Source organism: Bradyrhizobium sp. UFLA05-125, assembly GCF_059803515.1.
The window spans coordinates 293,804-314,802 of record NZ_JBANBJ010000002.1 but is presented as its reverse complement, the minus strand read 5'-3'; the positions used below and the strand labels follow the sequence as shown (position 1 = coordinate 314,802).

The following is a 20,999-nucleotide window of genomic DNA, read 5'->3' as shown; positions in this document are numbered from 1 at the left end:
CCACCTGCAACGGGACGGCCGAAGAATCCCCTGAACCGTCGGTGGCGAATATGCATGCGCGACTTCGCTAATCAAAATAGTTTATTAGATCAGTTATCTGATTACACTGATGCTGTGACCCGGGCGCAACACCGACTGCAGCCGCCGCAAAGGCTGACCGGGTCATCTGTGTAATATGCGTGACATAATTACCTTGCTCTGCACTTGCGTCAGGGCAGACTTGCGGTCAACAATGGGCGGGCCATGGCGCCGGTGACAAGAATCAAACCAGGGAGGGAAGCCGTGTCCGCGACGAGAAAGGACGGGGCGCGTCATCGCGCTGTCGGACATCTGGACATCATCAAGTGCTTCACGTGGGAGATCTCCTCGATCAACAACTATCTGGAGGAGTTGCGCCAGTTCTGGGCCCGCACGCTCGGCATCTCCGGTCCGCAATGGATGATCCTGATGGCGATCTCCGACCTCGACAAGGACGACGGCGTTCCCGTCAACGTGGTGTCCAAGCTGCTCCACGTCGATCCGTCCTTCATCACCACCCAGTCGAAGCTCTTGGAAAAGAAGGGCCTGCTGCGCCGCAAGCCCTCGCCGACCGACGCACGCGTCGTCAGGCTGTCGCTCACCGACAAGACGCAGAAGCACCTCGCAAGCCTCGCCGAGCAGTACAAGGCGATTCGGGAATACGTGTTCGAGGATTTCGACCAGGACGAGCTGACCGCGTTCACCGAGAAGCTCGCCACCCTCAAGAACCGCCTCGAGAAGGCCTGCCTGAGGGTCACGCTGGATTTCTGAGGCTCTATTTAAAGCGATTCCTCATCAGGCCGGCAGTGCACCGAGCCGCGACGCCAGCCAGTCGAAGATGTACTCGTTGGCAAGGCTCGGGTTGTCGGCATGCGATTGCGCCGCGGCGGTCTCCTCGGCGGTGAACACCCGAAGCGTCACGTCCGACCGCGTGGAGCGTACCTGCTGAACCATCTGCTGCGCGCGGTCCGGCTTCAGCCAGCCGTCGTCGCCGAGCGTGATCAGCACCGGACAATCGATGTCACGGGCGATCAGGGTGGCCTCAGGTCCGGGGACGAGACCGGCATCGCGCTGCATGATGCGGTTGGCGAGGAAGGTGCGCTCATGCAGATCCCACAGCCCGCCGTCACATACGGCTGCCGCGAGCCGGGGCTCGTGCACAATCGCCCGGGCCACGAATGAGGAGCCCCAGCCGTCCGCCAGGATCGCCACGCGGCCGAAGTCGACGTCGGCGCGCGAGGCCAGATAGTCCATGATCGCGGTGATCGACGTCTCCAGATCGCGCCGGCGCAAAATCCTGTCGAGGTCATCGTCGCTGCGCTCGCCCAGAAGATCGATCGCCAGCATCGACAGGCCCCGCTCGCGCGCGAACGGCGCGAGCTTGATCAGGAATTCCTCCTTGCGATGCCCAGGCTCGCCGATGCAGACCACCGTCGCTGCCGGCCGGCCCGCCGAACGCGCCGGCAGGAAGTAGCCCTGCAGCGAATGACCGTTCAGCCATGGCAGCGTGACGACCTCGCCTGCGGGACTGCTCACCTTGAGGAAGCTGCGCGCGCAGCCCTGCATTGCCAGGACCGCCTCGGTGCGCCGCGGGTCCGCAGGCTCGAGCGGAAGTGCGGCTGCATTGCAGTAGCTGATGGCGCGAAGCCAGTTGCGCTGGGCGGTGGCGAGATGGCCGCCGGCGAACGCCGCGTCGCCGCGCTCGCGATTGATCTGCGCAAGCGCCAGCCATTCGCGGTGCCAGGAGAGTTCGTCGCCGCGCCTGATCCGTCGCGCGATCAGGAGGCACTCGGCGATCGTCGCCCCGCCCTCCTGGGCGGCCGCGAGCAATCGCATGAATTCGGCGGACAGGTCCTCCCGCTCCGGCCAGAAAGCCCAATCGTCGGGAAGGCAGGCGGGGATCATGCGAGACGAAGCTTCATTTGCTATCTTCAACAATTGACCGAATAACTTATTTTGATCCAGCTACCAAGCTACCGGCGGCCGAAACGACGCCGCAATGGCATGCCTGGCGATCAAGATCGCTTGAGTAAGCGCGTGATAATGCGTGGGTGACTTTGCGTGCTTCGCGATCGGCAACCGCCGCAGCAAAAGTTCTGCGTCAACTTGCCGCGACCCTGGTCGCTTGGCCCGCAAGCGAGTCGCGACGCTGCCGGAGACCGAGCGATTTGCAGCCAAGCGCAATCCGGCGTCATCGCCTCAGCGCGCGCACAACCCCGGATGCGCGTCGCTCGACTGGCCAGCCGTACATCAACATCAATCCCCCGTAGCCCGGATGGAGCGAAGCGAAATCCGGGGTTGCCACGCGCGCTCCCATTCCCGGATTGCGCTTCGCTCCATCCGGGCTACGAGCCGCTCGTAGGGTGGGCAAAGGCGCGCCCTTCGCGCGCCGTGCCCACCACCTATCCATGCATCGGGGCGCCAAGGTGGGCACGCTTCCGCCTTCGCTCTCCGAGCTACGGCGGACAAGTCGCTTTGCCCACCCTACGATCTACCCATACTTCAGGTCTGACGCCGCCCCTCACCCCAGCCGCCAGCCGGCCTCCTGGGCAAAGCCCTCGTAGAAGGCCCTCTCATAAGCCTCTTCCGGCGTCGCGCGCACGCGCTGATCGAGGCGCACGGCGTCCTCACCGACCAGGATGCGCCACCTCTCGGCCTTGACGCCGTCGAGGATGGTCTTCGCGGCCTGCGCGGCGGTCGTCGGCGCATCCTCGCGAAAGCTGCGGGCGCGCTCGGCAAACGCGGCCTGGACTTCCTCGTCCGACATCTTGTCGGCATCGGGCACGCCGGCCGCGACCATGCGCTTGCGGGTCAGCGCGACCTCGTCGGCATTGAGGCGCTCGGAGCCGTCCCCGCTCTGCACCTTGCGTGAGTTGGAAACGATCGAGGTGCCGATGTGACCGGGCATCACGACCGAGCATTTGACGTGCGGCGCGTGCAGGCGGAGATCGTTGATCAGCGCCTCGGTAAACCCCTTCACCGCGAATTTTGCCGAGCTGTAGGCGGTGTGCGCCTGCCCCATGCCGATCGAGGCCCAGAAGCCGTTGACGCTCGCGGTGTTGATGATGTGCGCCTCGTCGGCCGCAACCAGCATCGGCAGGAAGGTGCGCACGCCGAGATAAACCCCGCCCCAGCAGATGTTGAAGGTGCGCTCCCACTGCTCGCGCGTATTGGTGAACAGGCTGCCGCCGCCGCCGATGCCGGCATTGTTGAACAGCAGATGGATCCGGTCTGTCTTCTGCTGCTCGGCGAGCTCGTCGCGAAACCGCTTGAGATGATCCTCGATCGCGACGTCGGCGACGTGGGTGGTGACGCGCAGGCCCTGCGGCAGCTTCTCGGCCTCGCACAGCCGCTTGGTCTCGGCCATCTCGGCTTCCGAGACATCGCACATCGCCACGTTGCAGCCCTCGGCCACGAGCTGGCGCGCCAGCTCGCGTCCCATCCCCGTTCCTCCGCCGGTGACGACGGCGATCTTTCCGGAAAAGTCCTTCATGGGCTCGGCCCCCCTCGTTATTGGTCTGGTTGTTGGTCTTGTTGGCCTTCACGGGCAATGCATGGGGCCGCTGCAAAGTGTAGCAGCGCCGCGCCTGCGGTAAAGCAGGCCGGGCGCTACGTCACGACGACGGCGAATTTCGGCGGACGATTATTCCGCCGCCCGGACATCGGCGCGCGGCCAGGTTTGCACGACCACGCAAGTCTTCACGACCACGATTGTCGGCTTTCACCGCGTTCAAACCAACCGGCTGCACAGCGACGAAGCGGGTGAGCGGCGACGTAGCCTATAAGATGGTTCATAGCAGCCCCTTCCCCGTATTTGTCCGGCTTCGGATTGAGGGGAATCTTTTTACAATCCGAATCGTCACATGGGGCGAAAGCTGGGGGTTAAGTCTTCAAGCCATCGTGTCGCGATCGACACACGGCGTGGCACTCCACTTGCATCTCCTCATGGCGAGTAACAACCAGAGAGGTGAAATGCATGTTTATTACCGTCGTGGCCGTGCTCTGCCGGCTTGGCGCAGCAGCCTCAGGCGGTTGCGTCGAGGAAATCGTCACCGACAGCAATATGACGCCTGAAATCTCGCTCATGCAGTGTGCGGTCGGCGCGCAGGCCGAACTCGCAAAATGGATGGGCGAGCACCCGATCTACCACGTCAACTGGCGCATCGAACGCTACAAGTGTGTGCCAGGTCACTACGAGATCAAGGGCCACGCCTAAGGCCCACCCCGAAAATGGGGAGGAAACGCCCGGAGGACCGGCTTCTGCCGATCTCTCGTCAAACGTTCTGAATGGTCGGAGCGGGAGGATCTCAACCTCCGCCCCCTTGTCTGCCAAAGCGAAGACAAGCATTTGATTGTTTCGGAAATTAAACTGTTATCCGGCGATTGAAATCTCACGCGTTCTGGTACGGTTGCAAGTTACATCATGCGACCGGCGAAAGCAGAACACCGATCGAAGCCGATCTAAACCTTGCTCCAATGGTGCTGGAGGTGCCTGCGCGCGCCACGCGGTTCCATGGCGGATAGCCCGCCACCGGTCCGACCGTCATTCATGAGGTGACGGACCACCGCTTGGCAGGCCAATGCCGACGGTCGTCCGTTGGGGAAACTGGCCGCCCGAGAACGACCTGCGATGAGTGGTGTGACTGAGATGCAACTCGCACGGTGTTCCCTTAGGGAACGTCGGGTACCGAACCGTTGGTAGGTCGCGTCGCGATTAGGATACCTGGACCGGGGCTGAGATCAGCCGCTTGATATTGGACTCGGTGGCCGCCCGGTATATTGCGGGCGGCCCTTTCCATTCCTGACGCCACGATTTGGGTTCTGCGATGAACCGCAATCGATATTTCGAAGGGCCACGTTGCACCGTGTGCGACCAGCCGCGCACATTCGTCCGCAGCGAACCAGCCGCCGGACGATACGAAATTCGATCGTATGAATGTCCGGCCTGCAAGAGCGTGCTGCGGATCGTCGAGCGCTCCGAACCGAGCATGTTTCCGCACTGATCAGGAACCTCGTCGATGAAAGCGACTTGGTTAGACGCTTTTTCGAATGGGCTTACCGATGTCGATCGATTCTTTCAGATCCACAACGCCGTTGTTTCTTCCCGAAGGATTTTTCGTCGGGCGGCTCGAAGGCTGGGCAGGAAGGCGGAGGAGCATATGGTCCCTTCTCCCTCCCCGACCGTGGTCGAGGGCAGTTGGGCGTCTAGCACTGTCACCGCAATTCCGTGTCGGCGGAGTTATTTCGACGAGATGAGTTTGGCGGCGCGAAGTCCGTCACTTCGAGGCTTGGTCGATCTTGTGTCCCAAATGCCCGGTGTCGTGGTCACGACGCAACTGGCTCAGCGACGTCTCGTTCAACTGAAGCAGGACCTCGCTGAGCTGGGTCGCATCCGGATAACCGGCCGCAAAACCCTTGCCGTAGATCTTGCGTAACGTACCGACCAGCGTGTTGCCGTGCTTCTTGCTGATCGCGCCATCCTTGTCCCGATGGCGACCGTCCAGGCCCGGTTCCTTCATGTGTCTCTCCCTGCGGTGCGTCTAATGCGCCGGGACAGCGTGCGCCCAATGGAGTTGATTGGCAACGGCATGACGCGAGGGAGTTGAGGCAGGCGGGTGGCTAAGCGGCCTGTTCCTCAAGCGAGGTGTATACCCGGCCATCTGGATCAACAATCTGAACGTCCCAGCACCCATCCTCGACAAGCTCTTTGGCTTTCTTGAGAGCGGCGGTGAGTGACAGCCGCTTGAGGCTGACGATGCCTGCCGTGTCGAAACCGCTGATTTCAAACATGCCGCTCCTCCCGTTTTGCCGAATCCTACACTTTTGGCGTGAGCTGTCTGCAACTTTTGTCGCGCTTCGAAGCAGGCTGCCCCAATCCTCAGGGGAGCACAACACCTTGCTTCGGCGGGAACCGGGACACGCCGGCAATTCGATCGCACTGCCCCGTAATCGGCCGGGGGGCTGGGCATGCCAGGCGGCCACGTCGCTAACGCGGAATTAATCCGAAAAGCCCACAATTTTGGGCAGTTGTAGATCGGGGCTGCGCAGGCGTCGTGAGGACGTTCCGCCGACGGCTTGCTATTGCTTGCTCATTTGGGTTCAATGCACGTGACCACGACATCCGAAACACAAGGCCTCGCCGAGCAACTCGGCCCCGCAGCACTCGCGGTCGCAGCCCCAGAAGCTCCGGTACTGATCAAGCGGTCCAGCCGGAAATCGGTTCTGGCACTGTCCGCGTGTGCCTTGGCCATCAATGGCGCGGCGGCCATCTATACACTGCCGTTTGATTTTCCGTCACCGAATGTCAGCAGCTTGGCTCAACTGCTTCCGCGTTGGGAATCTTCCGCGCCAAAACCGGATCCGGTTGTCGCTGCTTTGAAGGATATTCAGTCGGCCCAGCAGCAACATGCCGCCTCGCTGCAGGAGAACAATCACTCATTACAGCAAAATGCAGCTCTGCAGCAGCAGGATTCAGCTATCCTCGGCTCTCTGCGACAGAGCATCACGGACGAACGGGTCGATGTGAAGAAGATATCGGCGCAGCTTTCTACGCTGATCGCGAAGGTCGACTCGCTGCAAAGTGCCATGATGTCGGAAATAACCTCTTCCATCCCAAGAGGGCGCGCTCGTGATCGACTGGCGATGCGCAAACGGATGGCTCGGCAGTCGAAATCTTTAGGGCCCGTTTCAGTTGGAGGAGCGCCCCTGACTACGCCAGCCACAGTTTCAGCCCCGGAAAGCTGAAGACGCGTCAAGCGCCAACCAAAATTGTATTCGGTGACAGTGCACTCAACTCTCTCCGTTTCCACGCCGGACGACACGGCAAAAAATTACGGTGACACCCAATTCTCGTCCGACCGCAATTCGAAGTGATCGGCACCAATCATCATCATAGGCCTATATTCGACAGTATCTGAGCATCGTGGATGCCGGAGGATTGCGGCCGGTCCGTTCACCCGCGTAATCTTGTCATGCCCGATGGTGATCAGGTCGAGATATCGTCGCGGCCGCACTTCCGCTGATTGTGAGGCTGTCCTATGCACCCGAATTCGATGACCATTCCGTCTGGCCGCTTGCCGCCCGGCGCCTTCGGCCATACGCGCAGCGTCGTGCGCCGCAACTATGCCTTCATGCCGCCTGAAGGCATCATGGACAGCTATCTGCCCGCATATGAAAAGACGATCGTCCGTTTTCAGGCAGCGCCGGCACTCGGAGCAAAATTCGCACAGGCGATGCTCGAGATCGAGGTCGGTGGCGGCACGCGCGCGCCGATCGGCGATCGACTCCAGCGCTTCTTCTACGTCATCGGCGGCACGGTACTGCTTTCCGTGAATGACGCGGCACAGATCGAACTTGGCCCGGAGGGCTATGCCTATCTGCCGCCGCACACACGGTTTTCGCTTCGGAACGCCGGAGCGAACCAGGCGCAGGTCATCGGTCTCTGGAAGCCTTACGAGGCAATAGACCTGCCGCAGCCAGATCCGATCGTGTCGCACAGGAAAAACGTGGAATGTATCAACCACAATGGCACGGAAGGTCGTACCTGGGAGCACTTGCTCGGCTTCAACGACTTACGGTTTGACATGGAGATGAACATCCTGAGCTTCCAGCCGGGAGCACATTTTCCAGATGTCGAGACACACATCATGGAGCATGGCCTTTACATGCTGGAAGGCCAGGGCATGTATCTCCTCGGTGCCGACTGGCACGAGACCTGGACCAGCGACTTCATCTGGATGGGCCCGTATTGCCCGCAGCTCTTCTACCCGACGGGGTGGAGCAAAGCCGCCTATCTCCTGTACAAGGATGTTAATCGCGACGTCACCTTCTGACGCGCATCAAAATTACGGTGCAGTCCAGCCCCTAACTCTCGTCCGGCCATGTGCGAGGCGAAGGACAATTAGTGCACTGTCACCGTAGTTCTACCAGGGCCAGCAATTCGAGATCATCAGCATCGGCGAGATCGGCCGCCGCCGTGGCGTGGACCTCACGTGTCGGAGGGGCGGCCCACTACACGAAGAGTCTCCCCTCAAGCTCGGAAATGACATGCCCGGTGCGCCGCATTTCAAGTTCAGAGCTTGAGTGAAGCCGAGCGCCAAGTTCTGCGATAGCAAGACGATGTTGATGCCATTTCGACACCTCGCGATTGATAAGCATGGTGGCAAGGTGTGTCTGGGTGTTCACGAACGTCACCCAACTGCTCACCAAGGTAGCGGCCATGAGAGCTTGATCGACAAAAGCGTTTCGATCGCTCTGAATGCGCGCGTCTCCCCAGATTTCGCCTCGCGCTCGTTGAATGTCGTTGGCGAAGTTGTTCAATCGATCAACGGCCGCCTCGAAGCGGACCGACGCCGAATGCGCCCCAATTCCACCAGTGAGATATTCTCGCAAGTTTCGATCAACAAGTTCGGCACCGCTGCACACCTCTTCGATCAAGATTTTCTCGTCGTTCAGATCCGTGGCACGCTTGCGCATTCGATCGTAGAGAACATGATCGTTCTGCTTTATCAGTTGATCAAGTTGGGCTTTGACGGGGGAAAGTGTCCTGTAAGCCGCGAACAGTGCCATCGCAGCAGCCGTCAGAGTTGCTGTAGCGCCGAACATGGCTCCTAGAAACCCAAGCCAGTCCGAACGATTGCCGTCGCGCGCAAAATTGATAAGCGCAACAACCCAAAGGGGAAGGGTGAAAAACGAAAGGGATATGCCGGCGCATAGCCCCAACAGAATAGTGTGCCAATGCGAGACCTTGTTCATTGCTTGAGAATTCCAGGTGCTTGTTTGCTCCGCTGTCGAGACGAGAGGGTTGCAGCATGACGGCCCGAAAAACCAACAATTCCAAGCTCAATCCGTGGTCAGACTGCTGAACATCTGCTTCCAGCCCTTAATCGCGCTGTCATTGATCCTCGAAGAATCGGCCAACGCACGCTTCTTCACCTCGCGCGACAATGACACCTTCCAGCCTTCAGCTAGCGAAATTAACTGTGCTTTGGCCCAGGCTTCAATTTGCGGAATGATTGGCGCTCCGGCTTTTGCAACGTCGCTGAAGGGCAAATCGGCCTTACGCTCCCACCGATCAACGACATCCACCATAAAATCGAATGGAATCAAATCCTCCACTTCCGACTCAGGAAATGGAGCGTACGCATCCGTCTGAAGGACCCGATCCTTCTCGGCTTGATACAGGCCGTTTTTCAGGTCGAGCGCCATCTTCTTGCCCGCCGCATCGCTGTCCAACAGTACAATGGGTAGCTTTCCACCGGTGCTCGACAGTATGCTAGCGATCACCTTAGCGTTGCCTGCTCCGTGGCATGGCGGGAAAACAATTTCACGCTTGGGTGTAATCTCGCCCTTAGCGACCAAGATAGTCTTCATAGCCGTCAGATAATGCTGATCTGATGGTCCTTCTACGATAACCGGCTGACAGCCATAGAGTATGCTCTCTGCAACATTCATATTCAGCGCCGAATAGATCGCGTACGTCGCTCCCGACTTACGCGGATCCTCGCTACCACGACGAAGATCGGAAGACGCCTTAGTCGATCCGTCACCCGCCACATAGACTTTGCGGACACGGTCTAGCATGTCGGCATCGACCAAAAACGGAGAATGGGTCGTGTAGATGAGTTGATTGGTGCCCGCCAAATTCTCAAAGAACGCGGACAAGTCTCGTTGCGCTAGGGGATGCAACGAAAGACCCGGCTCATCCAAGAGCAGAATCGCATTCCGATGGTCGGCGGCACTCTCCACTAGGAAGATTAGGTAGAAGCTCAAGAACCATTGTAGGCCGCTACTACGATCCTCGAGCTCGATCTTTTCAGGGCGACGCACGTCGCTGACCCAAATCCGAAAATGATCGCCGTCAGCCTGGAATTCGAAGGTATAGTCACCCTGCTTCCACCACTCGCGAAATTTCTTGGTCAACTCCGTGCCTGCGGAGTTTAGCAAAATGGTGCGTTCCCTCTTCTTAGTCGCGATTTCGCCAATTTCTTCTTCGGTAGGCTTTCGATTTGTCACTTGGAAATCGCGCCCCAACTCCAAGATCTCTTCTGGCTCCAACCGAACGAACTTGAACAGGACACGCAGGGTTCTAGCCTTAGCAGCCTCCTTGGCTCCCAGGTCGGTACGCTTCAGATTGTCCACTACGTGAGGGAGATATATTTCTGAGTCCAAATTGCCATAGTTCGAATAGTAGACGAAGCGCGGAACGTTGCCCCAAATCAGCTTGTGCACCCCTTCTACGCGGTGAGGCGAAGGCTTCTTGAGTTGCACTTCGATAGCCTGGAGATCTTCGATAAGCCGTTTCATCCTAGGCACGATGGTGCTCGTAGAGGCGACCGTTTCCGGCAGGGCAGCCGTAAGTGCGGCGACAACTCCAGCGAGATCCCGCGCTGCGTGTTCATCTTTGGATTTGACTGTCTGATCGGCCGCGTCGATCGCAGCCAAGAAGGCTAGATGTAGTGTTGCCTCCTTTTGTAAAGGCGCAGTCGCGGAGATGTCTTGCCTCGCCGCTTGTACGAGGGATGCAAGTTGGCCAGAGCCGACTTCTCGCACCGGAACGAATTTCGGGAATTTCACGAAGGTCTGATTGCCGTAGCTCCGACCAACCTGAACGATGTCGAGCTTGGCAGGATCCACGCCGGTCAGCGTGGACAGCTTGGTGACCAACTCAGGTGGGACCTCAAACTCAGCTAGGATGAATTCATAGCCTTCGGGGTTCTCACGGACGGCCCCGAAATATCCCTTCGGATAATCCGACGTCGGTACGATTTCCCCCTCTCGAGCCGGATTCAGTTTCCAGAGCGGCAGCAACAGATTGGTCTTGCCAGACTCGTTTACCCCGATGAGTGCCGTGACACGCTCAACATCAATCCATCCGCTGTCAATAACCGAACGAAAATCGTTGACCTTGAAACGAATTAATTTCACGCGCTCCTCCTCCCACGATCCGAACCGCGCGAGCGCGAATCGACGAGCTAAGGCTGCCATGCTGGCACACGCAACTAGTGCGATCGCCGCTAGTTCTCCCAGCTATTCACAGTTGTAGCTCAGGCAGAGTTGCTCGCTAGTGACCAAACCCCGCCTACTTTGCATGGGGTTGTTTTTCGATATTTTGTGTCGGGGTCACCGAGGCCGTCACGACCGCATCGTCGCACAGGCATCAGGGGCGGCGGCGCCCGTGCCACGCCCCGCGATCAGTCCGCCCGCCAGATGGTTTGAAAAATGGTCGGAGCGAGAGGATTTGAACCTCCGACCCCTAGTCTCCCAGACTAGTGCGCTAACCGGGCTGCGCCACGCTCCGAACGTCGTTCCATTAGCTAGGATCGCCGCTTTGCGCAAGGCGAGGCCCCAGCATTTTGGTGTCCTCGCCTCGAGGTCCCGCCCCCTGCAAAGCCTGCCGAATGCGGCCCCTACCCGTCCTTCAGCGCCTGATCCAGCATTTCCCGGCAGGCGACGAGGTCGGCGAGCACCCGTCCCAGCCGCTCCCGGTCGATGGCGCTCGGGCCAGCGGGGGCTGCGGGGGCTCCGCCCTTGCGGAAGGTGGTGAGGATTTCCTCGTCGTCGATCTCGGCGAAGCGGAAATCGATGCCTTCCTCCTCCTCGCCCTGATAGTCGTCATCGTCGGTATCGGCGACGCCACGGATTTCGGGTTCGTCCTCGGGCTCCATCAGGCTCTGCCCGATGGCGTCCTCGATCGCGCCGAACGACACCGCGGCCGACGAATCGGCGAGCCCCTGGACCGACTTGATGCCGTGCTCCTTCAGGATCCGCTGCACGCCGCGGATGGTATAGCCCTCGCCGTAAAGCAGCCGGCGGATGCCCTTGAGCAGGTCGACGTCGTCGGGGCGGTAGTAGCGGCGGCCGCCGCTGCGCTTCATCGGCTTGATCTGGGAGAAGCGGGTCTCCCAGAACCGCAGCACGTGCTGCGGGATGTCGAGGTCCTGCGCTACTTCGCTGATGGTGCGAAACGCATCCGGCGCCTTGTCCAAGGGCCTCATCCTTTCGGAAGGCGATTTTACGCCTCCAGTTCAGTCTTGGTGCCGTCGCCGTTGGCCTTGTGCTGCGAATTGATCCGCTGCTTCAGGATGGCGGACGGCTTGAACACCATCACCCGGCGCGGCGAGATCGGCACCTCGGTACCGGTCTTCGGATTGCGTCCGATACGCTGACCCTTCTTACGCACCATGAAGGACCCGAACGAGGACAGCTTCACCGTTTCGCCCCGCTCAAGGCAATCGGTGATCTCCTTCAACACGAGTTCCACGAAGGCAGACGATTCCGTCCGCGACAGGCCGACCTTTTGGTAGACGGCCTCGCAGAGATCAACACGCGTTACGGTTTTAGTAGTCTCGGTCATCGCCCTGCCCCACACCACGGCGAACAATTGTCGTCTAAAATTATGAGGTTACGAGACAACGGTCAACCCGCTCATCCGAGCTTGAGTCGACAAAATGGCCCGTAATCCCGGCAAAATTTTATCGATCGCGCTCTACTACCAGCGCACGAGTGCGGAGCCCCAGGTGAAGCCGCCGCCCATCGCTTCGAACAGCAGCAGATCGCCCTTCTTCACCCGGCCGTCCTTCACCGCGACCGACAGCGCCAGCGGTATAGAGGCCGCCGAGGTGTTGCCGTGCTTGTCGACGGTCAGCACCACTTTCTGCGGCGCAATATGCAGCTTGTGGGCGGACGCATCGATGATTCGCTTGTTGGCCTGGTGCGGGATGAACCAGTTGATGTCCTCGGCGGTCATGCCGGTGGCGTTGAAGGCATCGACGATCACGTCGGTGATCATGCCGACCGCGTGCTTGAACACCTCCTTGCCTTCCATGCGCAAGTGACCAACGGTCCGGGTCGAGCCGGGGCCCCCGTCGACGAACAGCTTGGCCTTGTGGCGGCCGTCCGAACGCAGATGCGTGGTCAGCACGCCGCTGTCGGAGGTCTTGCCCGGTTGCGTCTGCGCTTCCAGCACGATGGCGCCGGCGCCGTCGCCGAACAGCACACAGGTGCCGCGGTCGTTCCAGTCGAGGATACGCGAGAAGGTTTCCGCGCCGATCACCAGCGCGCGCTTGTAGGCGCCCGTGCGCAAGAAGTTGTCGGCAGTGGCGAGCGCGAACACGAAGCCGGAGCAGACCGCCTGCAGATCGAATGCCACGCCATGGTTGATGCCGAGCCCGTGCTGGACGGCGACTGCGGTCGCCGGAAACGTGTTGTCGGGCGTCGAGGTCGCGAGCACGATCAGATCGATCGCCTGCGGATCGAGCCGGGCATGCGCGAGCGCTGCGCGCGCCGCCCTGATCGCAAGGTGCGAGGTGAACTCGTCGTCGGCCGCGATGTGACGCTCGCGAATGCCCGTGCGTTGCACGATCCACTCGTCCGATGTGTCGATGCGGGCCGCCAACTCTGCATTGGTCACGACACGCTCCGGCAAATAGCTGCCGCAGCCGAGCACGACCGATCGAATTTGAGTCACGAAACAGCCTCCTGCGCGGTCGGCACTGAAGTCAGCGCGCCACCGTCGCGGTTGAGCATCTGATTGATCTTGGTCAGGAGATCGTAATGCACCATCTCATAGCCAACATCGATCGCATAGGCAAAGCCTTCGGCGCTGGTTCCGCCATGGCTCTTGACCACCAGCCCCTTCAATCCAAGGAACATACCGCCGTTGGACTTGTTCGGGTCCATCTTGTCACGCAGGGCCTGGAAAGCGCTGCGCGCGAAGAGATAACCGAGCTTGGACAGCCAGCCCCGCTGCATTTCATTGCGGAGCAGTTCAGCCATCTGCCGCGCCGTTCCCTCGGCCGCCTTGAGCGCGATGTTACCGCTGAAGCCCTCGGTGACGATCACGTCGGCCACCCCCTTGCCGATGCCGTCCCCCTCGACGAAGCCGATATAGTCGAGCTGCGGCAGGTTCATCGCGCGCAGCGTCTCACCGGCCTCGCGGATCTCCTCGTGGCCCTTGATCTCCTCGGTTCCGATATTGAGCAGGCCGACCGTGGGGCGCGGCTTGTTGAACAAGACGCTTGCCATCGCTGCGCCCATGACGGCGAGCGACACCAGGTGGTGCGCATCGCCGCCGATGGTGGCGCCGAGGTCGAGCACGACGGAATCGCCACGCTTGGTCGGCCATATCCCGGCAATGGCCGGACGGTCGATGCCGGGCAGCGTGCGCAGGTGGAAGCGCGACATCGCCATCAGTGCGCCGGTGTTGCCGGCAGAGACCGCAACATCCGCCTCGCCCTTTTTCACGGCGTCGATCGCGAGCCACATCGATGAGGTCTTGCGCCCGCGCCGCAGCGCCTGGCTCGGCTTGTCCGCCCCGCTGACGGCGACGTCGGTGTGGATCACCTTCGAGGCGGCTTTCAGCGAGGGGTGCTTGCCGAGCTCCGGCTCGATCTTGGCGCGGTCACCAACCAGCAGGAATTCGATATCGGGATGCCGGGCAAGCGAGATGGCCGCGCCAGGAATGACGACGGGGGCGCCGACGTCGCCTCCCATGGCGTCAAGCGCAATTCGAACCTTGCTTGGCATGAACGTCCCGGAAACCTGGTCTCGTGCGGTCTAGAAACTCGCGGGGCCGCGAAATGGGTTCGCCATCATCAACAGCGATCGGCCAGGCGCCACACACGCACCCGGACCGGGCCGCGACAATAGCGTTTCCCCGCGTCGAAACAACCTCTTGACCCCAGCCTTTTACATCCCGGGCGATCCCGGGATTGGCCCCGCCCTGGCGATAAAATGGCCATGAAATCAAACCGATGAGGCAATCTTTCAACCTGACGAGGCAAACCATTCATGCACATCGCAAAGCGAACCCGCCCGCGCCGCACAGTTATTTGCCCTCATTTGCGTTTGGGCTTGTCCCGGAGCGCCTTCAAGGCCGCAAAGGGGTGATCTTCGGGATCAGGGGCCGTCACCTGCGCTTCGAACACCGCACCCGGCTTACGCGGATAGGGGTCGATGCCCAGAAAGAGGGCGTCCGTCGCCAGCCGGCCGAGGTCGATGACGCCCGCGATGATCGCCTCCGGCGGCTCCGGGACAGCCTGCGCGTCGTCGCTGTCCTGTCCCTCCTCGATGAGGTCAGCCAGTCGCCGCGCCTCGGCTTCGGGGGCGAACATCAGGTCGATCTCCTCGTCGATTTCGCTCTCGATCGGGTCGAGCGTCACCACGCAGGTCTGGCCGATTCGCGCCCGGACGTTGCCGGTGACATGCACACGCCCGCCGCTCTTCGGGGACACGTCGAATGAGGCCTGGGCGGAGAGGACCTCGCGAACCCCAGCGACCTCGGCTATGGCCTCGCGCTCGCGGCTCGATGCCTCGATCTGGCGATGCAGGCCAGTGTCCGGGATCTGCGCCACGATCACCGGCACGCGCCACGGATCGGTCCCGGGTCCGGCATTTGGTCTGGTCATGGCGCCACATGCTCCCCTGGCGGCGGTGGAAACGCGAACGATCCGCGCAGCAGCGCGCCCTGGTCGGTCCGGGCGAGATCAGCCTCCGTGGCCCTGGCATAGGCCGCAAGCCGTCGCGCCTGCGCGCTTTCAGTCCCATTCAAGATATTCTTGCAGAACGCCGATGCCAGCGCCTCGCCGCCCTCGTCCATGGCCTGGTCGTAGGCCCGCGCCCGGCCATAAAAGGCCTCTCCAAAGGCCCGCATGCGCTTGGGAACGGTCTGATCCCCGACGCCCATCTCCCGCAGATTATCGTCCATGTCCTCGCAAAAGCGGTCGAACAGCGCCTGCGACAGCTCGGTGGCGTCGGAAGCTGCCCGCAGCCGGCGCAGCAGGAGCCACAAATGCAGGAGAAGCAGGTCGAATCGGCCGTCAACCGTGTCCGGGACGGCCAGGTCACGGTAAAACATGGGTTCTCGCGCCTGCGTCACGATCATGCCATAGATGGTCTCAATGGTGCCGCGCGGGGCTAGCCGGGGTTTCCTGAAGTGTTTGAACGGCCAGAGCATTGTGGGTTCCACAAGCGTGCGCGCGCGGGTTGCGCTCGCCGCGTCTGCCCGGTACTTCAGCGCCTCGCGCGACGCAAGGGGACGGGATAGTTCCGAGAATGACCAATTTGAGCCAGACCAGCTACCACGGAGCCACGGAGCGCAGCCGTTACGCGCGCTGGCGCGCCGTCGCCGCCGCGGCGCTCGTCAGCATCGCGCTTGCCGCCTGCACCGGCGAGCAGTTCCAAAAGGGCTACATCCTGCCGCCCGGTGCGCTCGAGCAGATTCCGCTCGGCGCAAGCCAGGATCAGGTGTTGATCGTGATGGGCACGCCCTCCACCGTCGCAACTCTCGACGGCGAGGTGTTCTACTACATCTCCCAGCGCTCTGAGCGTCCCGTCGCCTTCATGAACCAGAGCGTGGTCGACCAGCGCGTCATCGCGATCTACTTCGACAAGAACCGGCGCGTACGCCGGCTTGCCAACTACGGCATGCAGGACGGCAAGATTTTCGACTTCATCAGCCGCACCACGCCGACCTCGGGCCAGGAGCTCAACTACCTCACGCCACTGTTCAAGCTGCTCAGCTTCAACTGAGGTCAGGTTGCGGCGTCGTGCCGCTCCACGTTGCGTGCGGTTGTGCCCAGCGTTCCCTACGCTCCCTGCAAAACAAGAAGCAGGGAGCGGATTCGTGACCAGGACATCCTTTTCCCGCCGGCGCGTGCTTACCGGCGCGGCAGCCCTGTCGACGGCGCCGATCCTGCCGCGCACGAGCCTTGCGGACTGGAAGCCCACCGAGAACATCCGCATCATCGTGCCGGCTGCTGCCGGCGGCTCGACCGACGTCATGGGTCGGCACCGCCGAAGCTGCACGCGCAAAAGCGGATGGCCACACCATCCTGATCGGCAATCCCGGCCCCAACGCGATCGCCTACAGCATCTTCAAGAACCTCAGCTACAAGGCCGACCAGCTCCAGGCGGTCTCCAACATGATCCGGATCCCGAACATCGTCTCGGCGCATCCGAAGACCGGCATCAAGTCGATCGGAGAGCTGATCGACTTCCTCAAGGCCAATCCGGACAATTTCAGCTACGCCTCCTCCGGCGTCGGCCAGAGCCCTCACCTCACCGGCGCCTGGTTTCTCCAGCTCACCGGGCTGAAGATGACGCACATCCCGTTCCGCGGCGCCGGCCCCGCGCTCCAGGCCGCGCTCGCCGGCGACATCCAGATCCTGTTCGACAATCTCTATCCGAGCCTGCCGCAGGTGCAGAACGGCGCGCTCAACGGGCTCTGCGTCACCACGCCGGAGCGCAGCGAGCTCGCACCCAGCCTTCCGACCATGCGCGACAGCGCCCCTGAGCTTGCCAAACTTCGTCGATGCCGAAACGAAGAAGTTTGCAGGCATCATCGCGAAGGAAGGCTTGCAGATGGATGTGCAGTAGGCGCGCAGCGTCATTCCGGGGCGATGCGAAGCATCGAACCCGGAATGACGTGACAAGCTCAAACAAAAACCCCGCGGCTTGTGCCGCGGGGTTTTGTTCATGCGGTGGCTGACACCGCTCAGTGGGCGAGGATCGCCAGCAGCAGCAGCGCCACGATGTTGGTGATCTTGATCATCGGGTTGACCGCGGGGCCGGCCGTGTCCTTGTAGGGGTCGCCAACGGTGTCGCCGGTCACGGCGGACTTGTGGGCGTCGGAGCCCTTGCCGCCGAAATGGCCGTCCTCGATGTACTTCTTGGCGTTGTCCCAGGCGCCGCCGCCCGAGGTCATCGAAATCGCGACGAACAGGCCGGTCACGATCACGCCGAGCAGCATGGCGCCGACCGCCGAGAACGCTGCCGACTTGCCGGCCGCGCCGCCTCCCGCGATCGCATAGATCAGGAAGTAGACCACGATCGGCGAGAGCACCGGCAGCAGCGACGGGATGATCATCTCCTTGATCGCCGCCTTGGTCAGCAAGTCGACCGCCTTGCCGTAGTCCGGCTTGTCGGTGCCCTGCATGATCCCCGGCTTCTCGCGGAACTGGCGACGCACCTCTTCCACGATCGCGCCGGCCGCACGGCCCACAGCGGTCATGCCCATCGCGCCGAACAGGTACGGCAACAGACCACCAAACAGCAGCCCCACCACCACGTAGGGATTGTTCAGCGAGAAGTCCGGATTGACGCCCGCGAAGTAGGGGTGCTCCGCCGACCCCGCAACGAAGAACTTGAGGTCCTGGTTATAGGCCGCGAACAGCACCAGGGCGCCGAGACCGGCGGAGCCGATCGCGTAGCCCTTGGTTACCGCCTTGGTGGTGTTGCCGACCGCGTCGAGCGCATCGGTCGACTTGCGCACCTCCTTGGGCAGACCCGCCATCTCAGCGATGCCGCCGGCGTTGTCGGTCACCGGGCCGAAGGCGTCGAGCGCGACGACCATGCCGGCGAGCGCCAGCATGGTGGCGGTCGCGATCGCGATGCCGAACAGGCCGGCAAGGCTGTAGGTGACGAGGATGCCGGCGATGATGACGATCGCGGGCAGCGCGGTTGCTTCCATCGAGACCGCGAGACCCTGGATCACGTTGGTGCCGTGGCCCGTCACCGAGGCCTGGGCGATCGACTTCACCGGCCGATAGTCGGTGCCGGTGTAGTACTCGGTGATCCAGATGATCAGCGCGGTCACGACGAGGCCGACCACGCCGCATTCGAACAGAGCTGCGCCGGTGTAGTCGACGCCCTCGAGCTTGCCGAAGCCGATCAGGTAGTAGATCACGCCGGCGATGCCGATCAGCGACAGGACGCCGGTCGCGATCAGGCCCTTGTAGAGCGCACCCATGATCGACTGGCTCGGCCCGAGCTTCACGAAGAAGGTGCCGATGATCGAGGTGATGATGCAGATGCCGCCGATCGCGAGCGGCAGCGTCATCATGCTGGCGAGGATCGGCGTCTTGGCGAAGAAGATCGCCGCCAGAACCATGGTGGCGACCGCAGTCACCGCATAGGTCTCGAACAGGTCGGCGGCCATGCCGGCGCAGTCGCCGACGTTGTCACCGACGTTGTCGGCGATCGTCGCCGGGTTGCGCGGATCGTCCTCGGGAATGCCGGCCTCGACCTTGCCGACGAGGTCGCCGCCGACGTCCGCACCCTTGGTGAAGATGCCGCCGCCGAGACGGGCGAAGATCGAGATCAGCGAGGCGCCGAAGCCGAGCGCGACCATGGCGTCGACGACGGTGCGGCTGTCAGGTGCAAGCTTCAACGAATAGGTCAGGAAGCCGAAGTAGAGGGTCACGCCGAGGAGCGCGAGGCCCGCCACCAGAAGGCCGGTGATGGCGCCCGCCTTGAAGGCGAGCTCGAGACCGCCGGCCAGCGACGTCGTCGCAGCCTGGGCGGTGCGCACATTGGCGCGGACCGAGACATTCATGCCGATGAAGCCGGCCGCCCCCGACAGGATGGCGCCGATGGCAAAGCCGACGCCGACGTAGATACCCAGGAAATAGGCGAGCAGCACGAAGATGACGATGCCGACGATGCCGATCGTCGTGTACTGGCGTCGCAGATAGGCCTGCGCGCCCTCACGGACCGCTCCGGCGATTTCCTGCATGCGAGGCGAGCCCGCATCCGCACCCAACACCGAAGACGTCGCCCAGATCGCGTAGACGACAGAGAGCACTCCGCAGAGCACTATCAACCATAATGCTGTCATGTGAATTTTGCCTCAGATCCTTGATGTACCCCCAGCGCCGATTTTTTCCCGTCGTGACGGAGTGGCGCCTTTAAAGCGGGACCGCGCCTCCCCAAAAGGAGCAGCCCCGATGGGCGGGGACCTTGCCAAAATCGCCATGCCCGTGCAACGTCGGAGGCGCGAAAATCGTTGATCTCGGCAGGTCCTTAGGTCGTAGGCGTCCGTTTCGCGGAAATTGCTAGAAGTGACTGTAGGACAACCGCTTGAGGACCAGTTCCCGGCCCTCGCCATCCAGGAAGCGCGGTGCCTCATTTCCCGGCACTATCGTTCCAATGGCGGTCACGGCCACGCCAACCGTCCGTCCGGCCGCAATCAGGTCGGTACAACGCGCCTCAGGAACAGTGCATAGAAGCTCGTAGTCGTCGCCACCGGATAGCAGCGCGTCGATCCCGACGGCGCCACGCGCAACGAGGCCGGCGGCCGGCGCCGACAGCGGCACGCTGGCCGAATCGATCGTGGCTGACACGCCTGAAGCTGCACAGAGCTTGGCGAGATCGCCGGCAAGCCCGTCAGAGACATCCATCGCAGCGCTCGCACAGTCGCGCACCGCCTTTGCCAGCGCGTTGCGTGGTTGCGGGACGCGGTAGCGTGCGACCAGGATATCCCGTGCTGCCGGATCTGATGCGAGCACGTTCGCGGCAACACCGCCCTTGAGCACATCGAGGCCGAGTGCGGCATCGCCGATCGTGCCGGTCACCATGATGCGGTCGCCGGCTTTGGCACCGGTGCGGCCGACCATCCGCCCCGACGGCACGCGGCCGAAGGCTGTAATCGAGATCATCTGCGGCCCGGGCGTCGAGACTGTGTCGCCGCCGAGCAATGGGCACGCGAAGCTATTGGCGTCCTCACCCAGAGCATCGGCAAATGGCTTCAGCCAGGCATCGTCCTTGCTGCGGAGCGCCAGCGTCAGCACGAAGCCCGCCGGCGTGGTACCCTTTGCCGCAAGGTCGGACAGGTTCACCCGGAGCGCTTTGCGAGCGATCGTACCGGGCGGGTCGTCGGCAAGATAGTGCACGCCTTCGACCACGGCGTCTGTGGTGACGACGACGTCATCATCGGCGGAGGATTTCAGGATGGCAGCATCATCGACCAGCGCGAACGCGCCGGGGTCAGTTGCCAGCGGCTTGAAATAGCGCACGATGAGCGAGTCTTCGCCGGAGGGATTGTGCGAGCTTGCCATCAACGCCAGCCCCATACCGAACGGTCATCGCCCGGCTTGACCGGGCGATCCAGTATTCCAGAGACGGTCGTGCTGAGTCGATAGGCCGCGGCGTACTGGATGCCCCGCCTTCGCGGGGCATGACGGCAGAGCATGGGGCTAGCGTGT

19 protein-coding genes, 1 tRNA gene and 1 pseudogene are annotated in these 20,999 nt (G+C 61.9%); 6 read left to right on the top strand and 15 right to left on the bottom strand.

Annotated elements, in window-relative coordinates; translation table 11 throughout:
• Window positions 1-282 precede the first annotated feature (282 nt).
• Window positions 283-789 carry a MarR family winged helix-turn-helix transcriptional regulator gene (locus tag SO156_RS04920; protein WP_458146155.1) on the top strand — a complete coding sequence of 169 codons (507 nt, stop codon included), beginning with the start codon at window positions 283-285 and terminating at the stop codon, window positions 787-789.
• A gap of 24 nt (window positions 790-813) precedes the next feature.
• Here SO156_RS04920 and SO156_RS04915 read toward each other — a convergent pair whose 3' ends face one another.
• Window positions 814-1,923 (bottom strand): alpha/beta hydrolase family protein, encoded by a 1,110-nt coding sequence (locus tag SO156_RS04915; RefSeq protein WP_498534017.1) that lies wholly within the window; start codon window positions 1,921-1,923, stop codon window positions 814-816.
• 616 nt (window positions 1,924-2,539) lie between these two features.
• A complete protein-coding gene (locus tag SO156_RS04910) occupies window positions 2,540-3,511 on the bottom strand; it encodes an SDR family NAD(P)-dependent oxidoreductase (RefSeq protein ID WP_498534016.1) in 972 nt (323 codons plus the stop codon).
• Window positions 3,512-3,994: 483 nt separating this feature from the next.
• Between SO156_RS04910 and SO156_RS04905 the strand changes: the two genes are divergently transcribed.
• The gene (locus SO156_RS04905) at window positions 3,995-4,234 is read left to right on the top strand and encodes a hypothetical protein (RefSeq protein ID WP_449380665.1); all 240 of its coding nucleotides are present in this window, start codon (window positions 3,995-3,997) and stop codon (window positions 4,232-4,234) included.
• Between the two features lie 1,060 nt (window positions 4,235-5,294).
• Here the strand turns inward: SO156_RS04905 and SO156_RS04900 are convergent.
• The gene (locus SO156_RS04900; RefSeq protein ID WP_458146153.1) at window positions 5,295-5,537 is read right to left on the bottom strand and encodes a hypothetical protein; all 243 of its coding nucleotides are present in this window, start codon (window positions 5,535-5,537) and stop codon (window positions 5,295-5,297) included.
• A gap of 100 nt (window positions 5,538-5,637) precedes the next feature.
• Window positions 5,638-5,808, bottom strand: a complete 171-nt coding sequence (locus SO156_RS04895; RefSeq protein ID WP_254095647.1) for a hypothetical protein — start codon at window positions 5,806-5,808, stop codon at window positions 5,638-5,640.
• A 312-nt stretch (window positions 5,809-6,120) separates the two neighbouring features.
• On the opposite strand from SO156_RS04895, the gene SO156_RS04890 reads away from it, so the two are divergent.
• Window positions 6,121-6,762, top strand: coding sequence for a hypothetical protein (locus SO156_RS04890; RefSeq protein WP_498534055.1), 642 nt, complete (start codon window positions 6,121-6,123; stop codon window positions 6,760-6,762).
• 293 nt (window positions 6,763-7,055) lie between these two features.
• On the top strand, window positions 7,056-7,850 hold the full coding sequence (gene allE, locus SO156_RS04885; protein ID WP_498534015.1) for a (S)-ureidoglycine aminohydrolase: 795 nt from the start codon (window positions 7,056-7,058) through the stop codon (window positions 7,848-7,850).
• A 178-nt stretch (window positions 7,851-8,028) separates the two neighbouring features.
• On the opposite strand, the gene SO156_RS04880 is transcribed toward allE, so the two are convergent.
• The 9 genes from SO156_RS04880 to SO156_RS04840 form a co-directional block, all read right to left on the bottom strand.
• Window positions 8,029-8,772, bottom strand: a complete 744-nt coding sequence (locus SO156_RS04880; RefSeq protein ID WP_498534014.1) for a hypothetical protein — start codon at window positions 8,770-8,772, stop codon at window positions 8,029-8,031.
• Between the two features lie 87 nt (window positions 8,773-8,859).
• Window positions 8,860-10,944 carry an AAA family ATPase gene (locus SO156_RS04875; protein ID WP_498534013.1) on the bottom strand — a complete coding sequence of 695 codons (2,085 nt, stop codon included), beginning with the start codon at window positions 10,942-10,944 and terminating at the stop codon, window positions 8,860-8,862.
• A gap of 295 nt (window positions 10,945-11,239) precedes the next feature.
• A tRNA-Pro gene (locus SO156_RS04870) sits at window positions 11,240-11,317 on the bottom strand.
• 109 nt (window positions 11,318-11,426) lie between these two features.
• Entirely contained in the window at window positions 11,427-12,005 is a 579-nt protein-coding gene (locus SO156_RS04865) for a MerR family transcriptional regulator (protein ID WP_458146149.1), read from the bottom strand.
• Between the two features lie 26 nt (window positions 12,006-12,031).
• Entirely contained in the window at window positions 12,032-12,373 is a 342-nt protein-coding gene (locus SO156_RS04860; protein WP_458146148.1) for an integration host factor subunit alpha, read from the bottom strand.
• Window positions 12,374-12,508: 135 nt separating this feature from the next.
• Entirely contained in the window at window positions 12,509-13,486 is a 978-nt protein-coding gene (locus tag SO156_RS04855) for a beta-ketoacyl-ACP synthase III (RefSeq protein WP_458146147.1), read from the bottom strand.
• Window positions 13,483-14,544: a phosphate acyltransferase PlsX gene (plsX, locus tag SO156_RS04850; protein ID WP_498534012.1), complete on the bottom strand. Its 1,062-nt coding sequence runs from the start codon at window positions 14,542-14,544 to the stop codon at window positions 13,483-13,485. The genes SO156_RS04855 and plsX overlap by 4 nt, the downstream gene beginning before the upstream one ends.
• Window positions 14,545-14,855: 311 nt before the next feature.
• Complete coding sequence (locus tag SO156_RS04845; RefSeq protein ID WP_458146145.1) at window positions 14,856-15,425, bottom strand: YceD family protein; 570 nt, start codon at window positions 15,423-15,425, stop codon at window positions 14,856-14,858.
• The gene (locus tag SO156_RS04840; RefSeq protein ID WP_458146144.1) at window positions 15,422-15,973 is read right to left on the bottom strand and encodes a ubiquinol-cytochrome C chaperone family protein; all 552 of its coding nucleotides are present in this window, start codon (window positions 15,971-15,973) and stop codon (window positions 15,422-15,424) included. The genes SO156_RS04845 and SO156_RS04840 overlap by 4 nt, the downstream gene beginning before the upstream one ends.
• A 98-nt stretch (window positions 15,974-16,071) precedes the next feature.
• On the opposite strand from SO156_RS04840, the gene SO156_RS04835 reads away from it, so the two are divergent.
• Both SO156_RS04835 and SO156_RS04830 read left to right on the top strand, forming a co-directional pair.
• Window positions 16,072-16,548 carry an outer membrane protein assembly factor BamE gene (locus tag SO156_RS04835; RefSeq protein WP_498534011.1) on the top strand — a complete coding sequence of 159 codons (477 nt, stop codon included), beginning with the start codon at window positions 16,072-16,074 and terminating at the stop codon, window positions 16,546-16,548.
• A 94-nt stretch (window positions 16,549-16,642) separates the two neighbouring features.
• A pseudogene (locus SO156_RS04830) lies at window positions 16,643-17,394 on the top strand (Bug family tripartite tricarboxylate transporter substrate binding protein).
• Window positions 17,395-17,512: 118 nt separating this feature from the next.
• Here the strand turns inward: SO156_RS04830 and SO156_RS04825 are convergent.
• Window positions 17,513-19,633: a sodium-translocating pyrophosphatase gene (locus tag SO156_RS04825; protein WP_458146142.1), complete on the bottom strand. Its 2,121-nt coding sequence runs from the start codon at window positions 19,631-19,633 to the stop codon at window positions 17,513-17,515.
• Window positions 19,634-19,850: 217 nt separating this feature from the next.
• Window positions 19,851-20,852 carry a thiamine-phosphate kinase gene (thiL, locus tag SO156_RS04820; protein ID WP_458146141.1) on the bottom strand — a complete coding sequence of 334 codons (1,002 nt, stop codon included), beginning with the start codon at window positions 20,850-20,852 and terminating at the stop codon, window positions 19,851-19,853.
• Window positions 20,853-20,999: the final 147 nt, after the last annotated feature.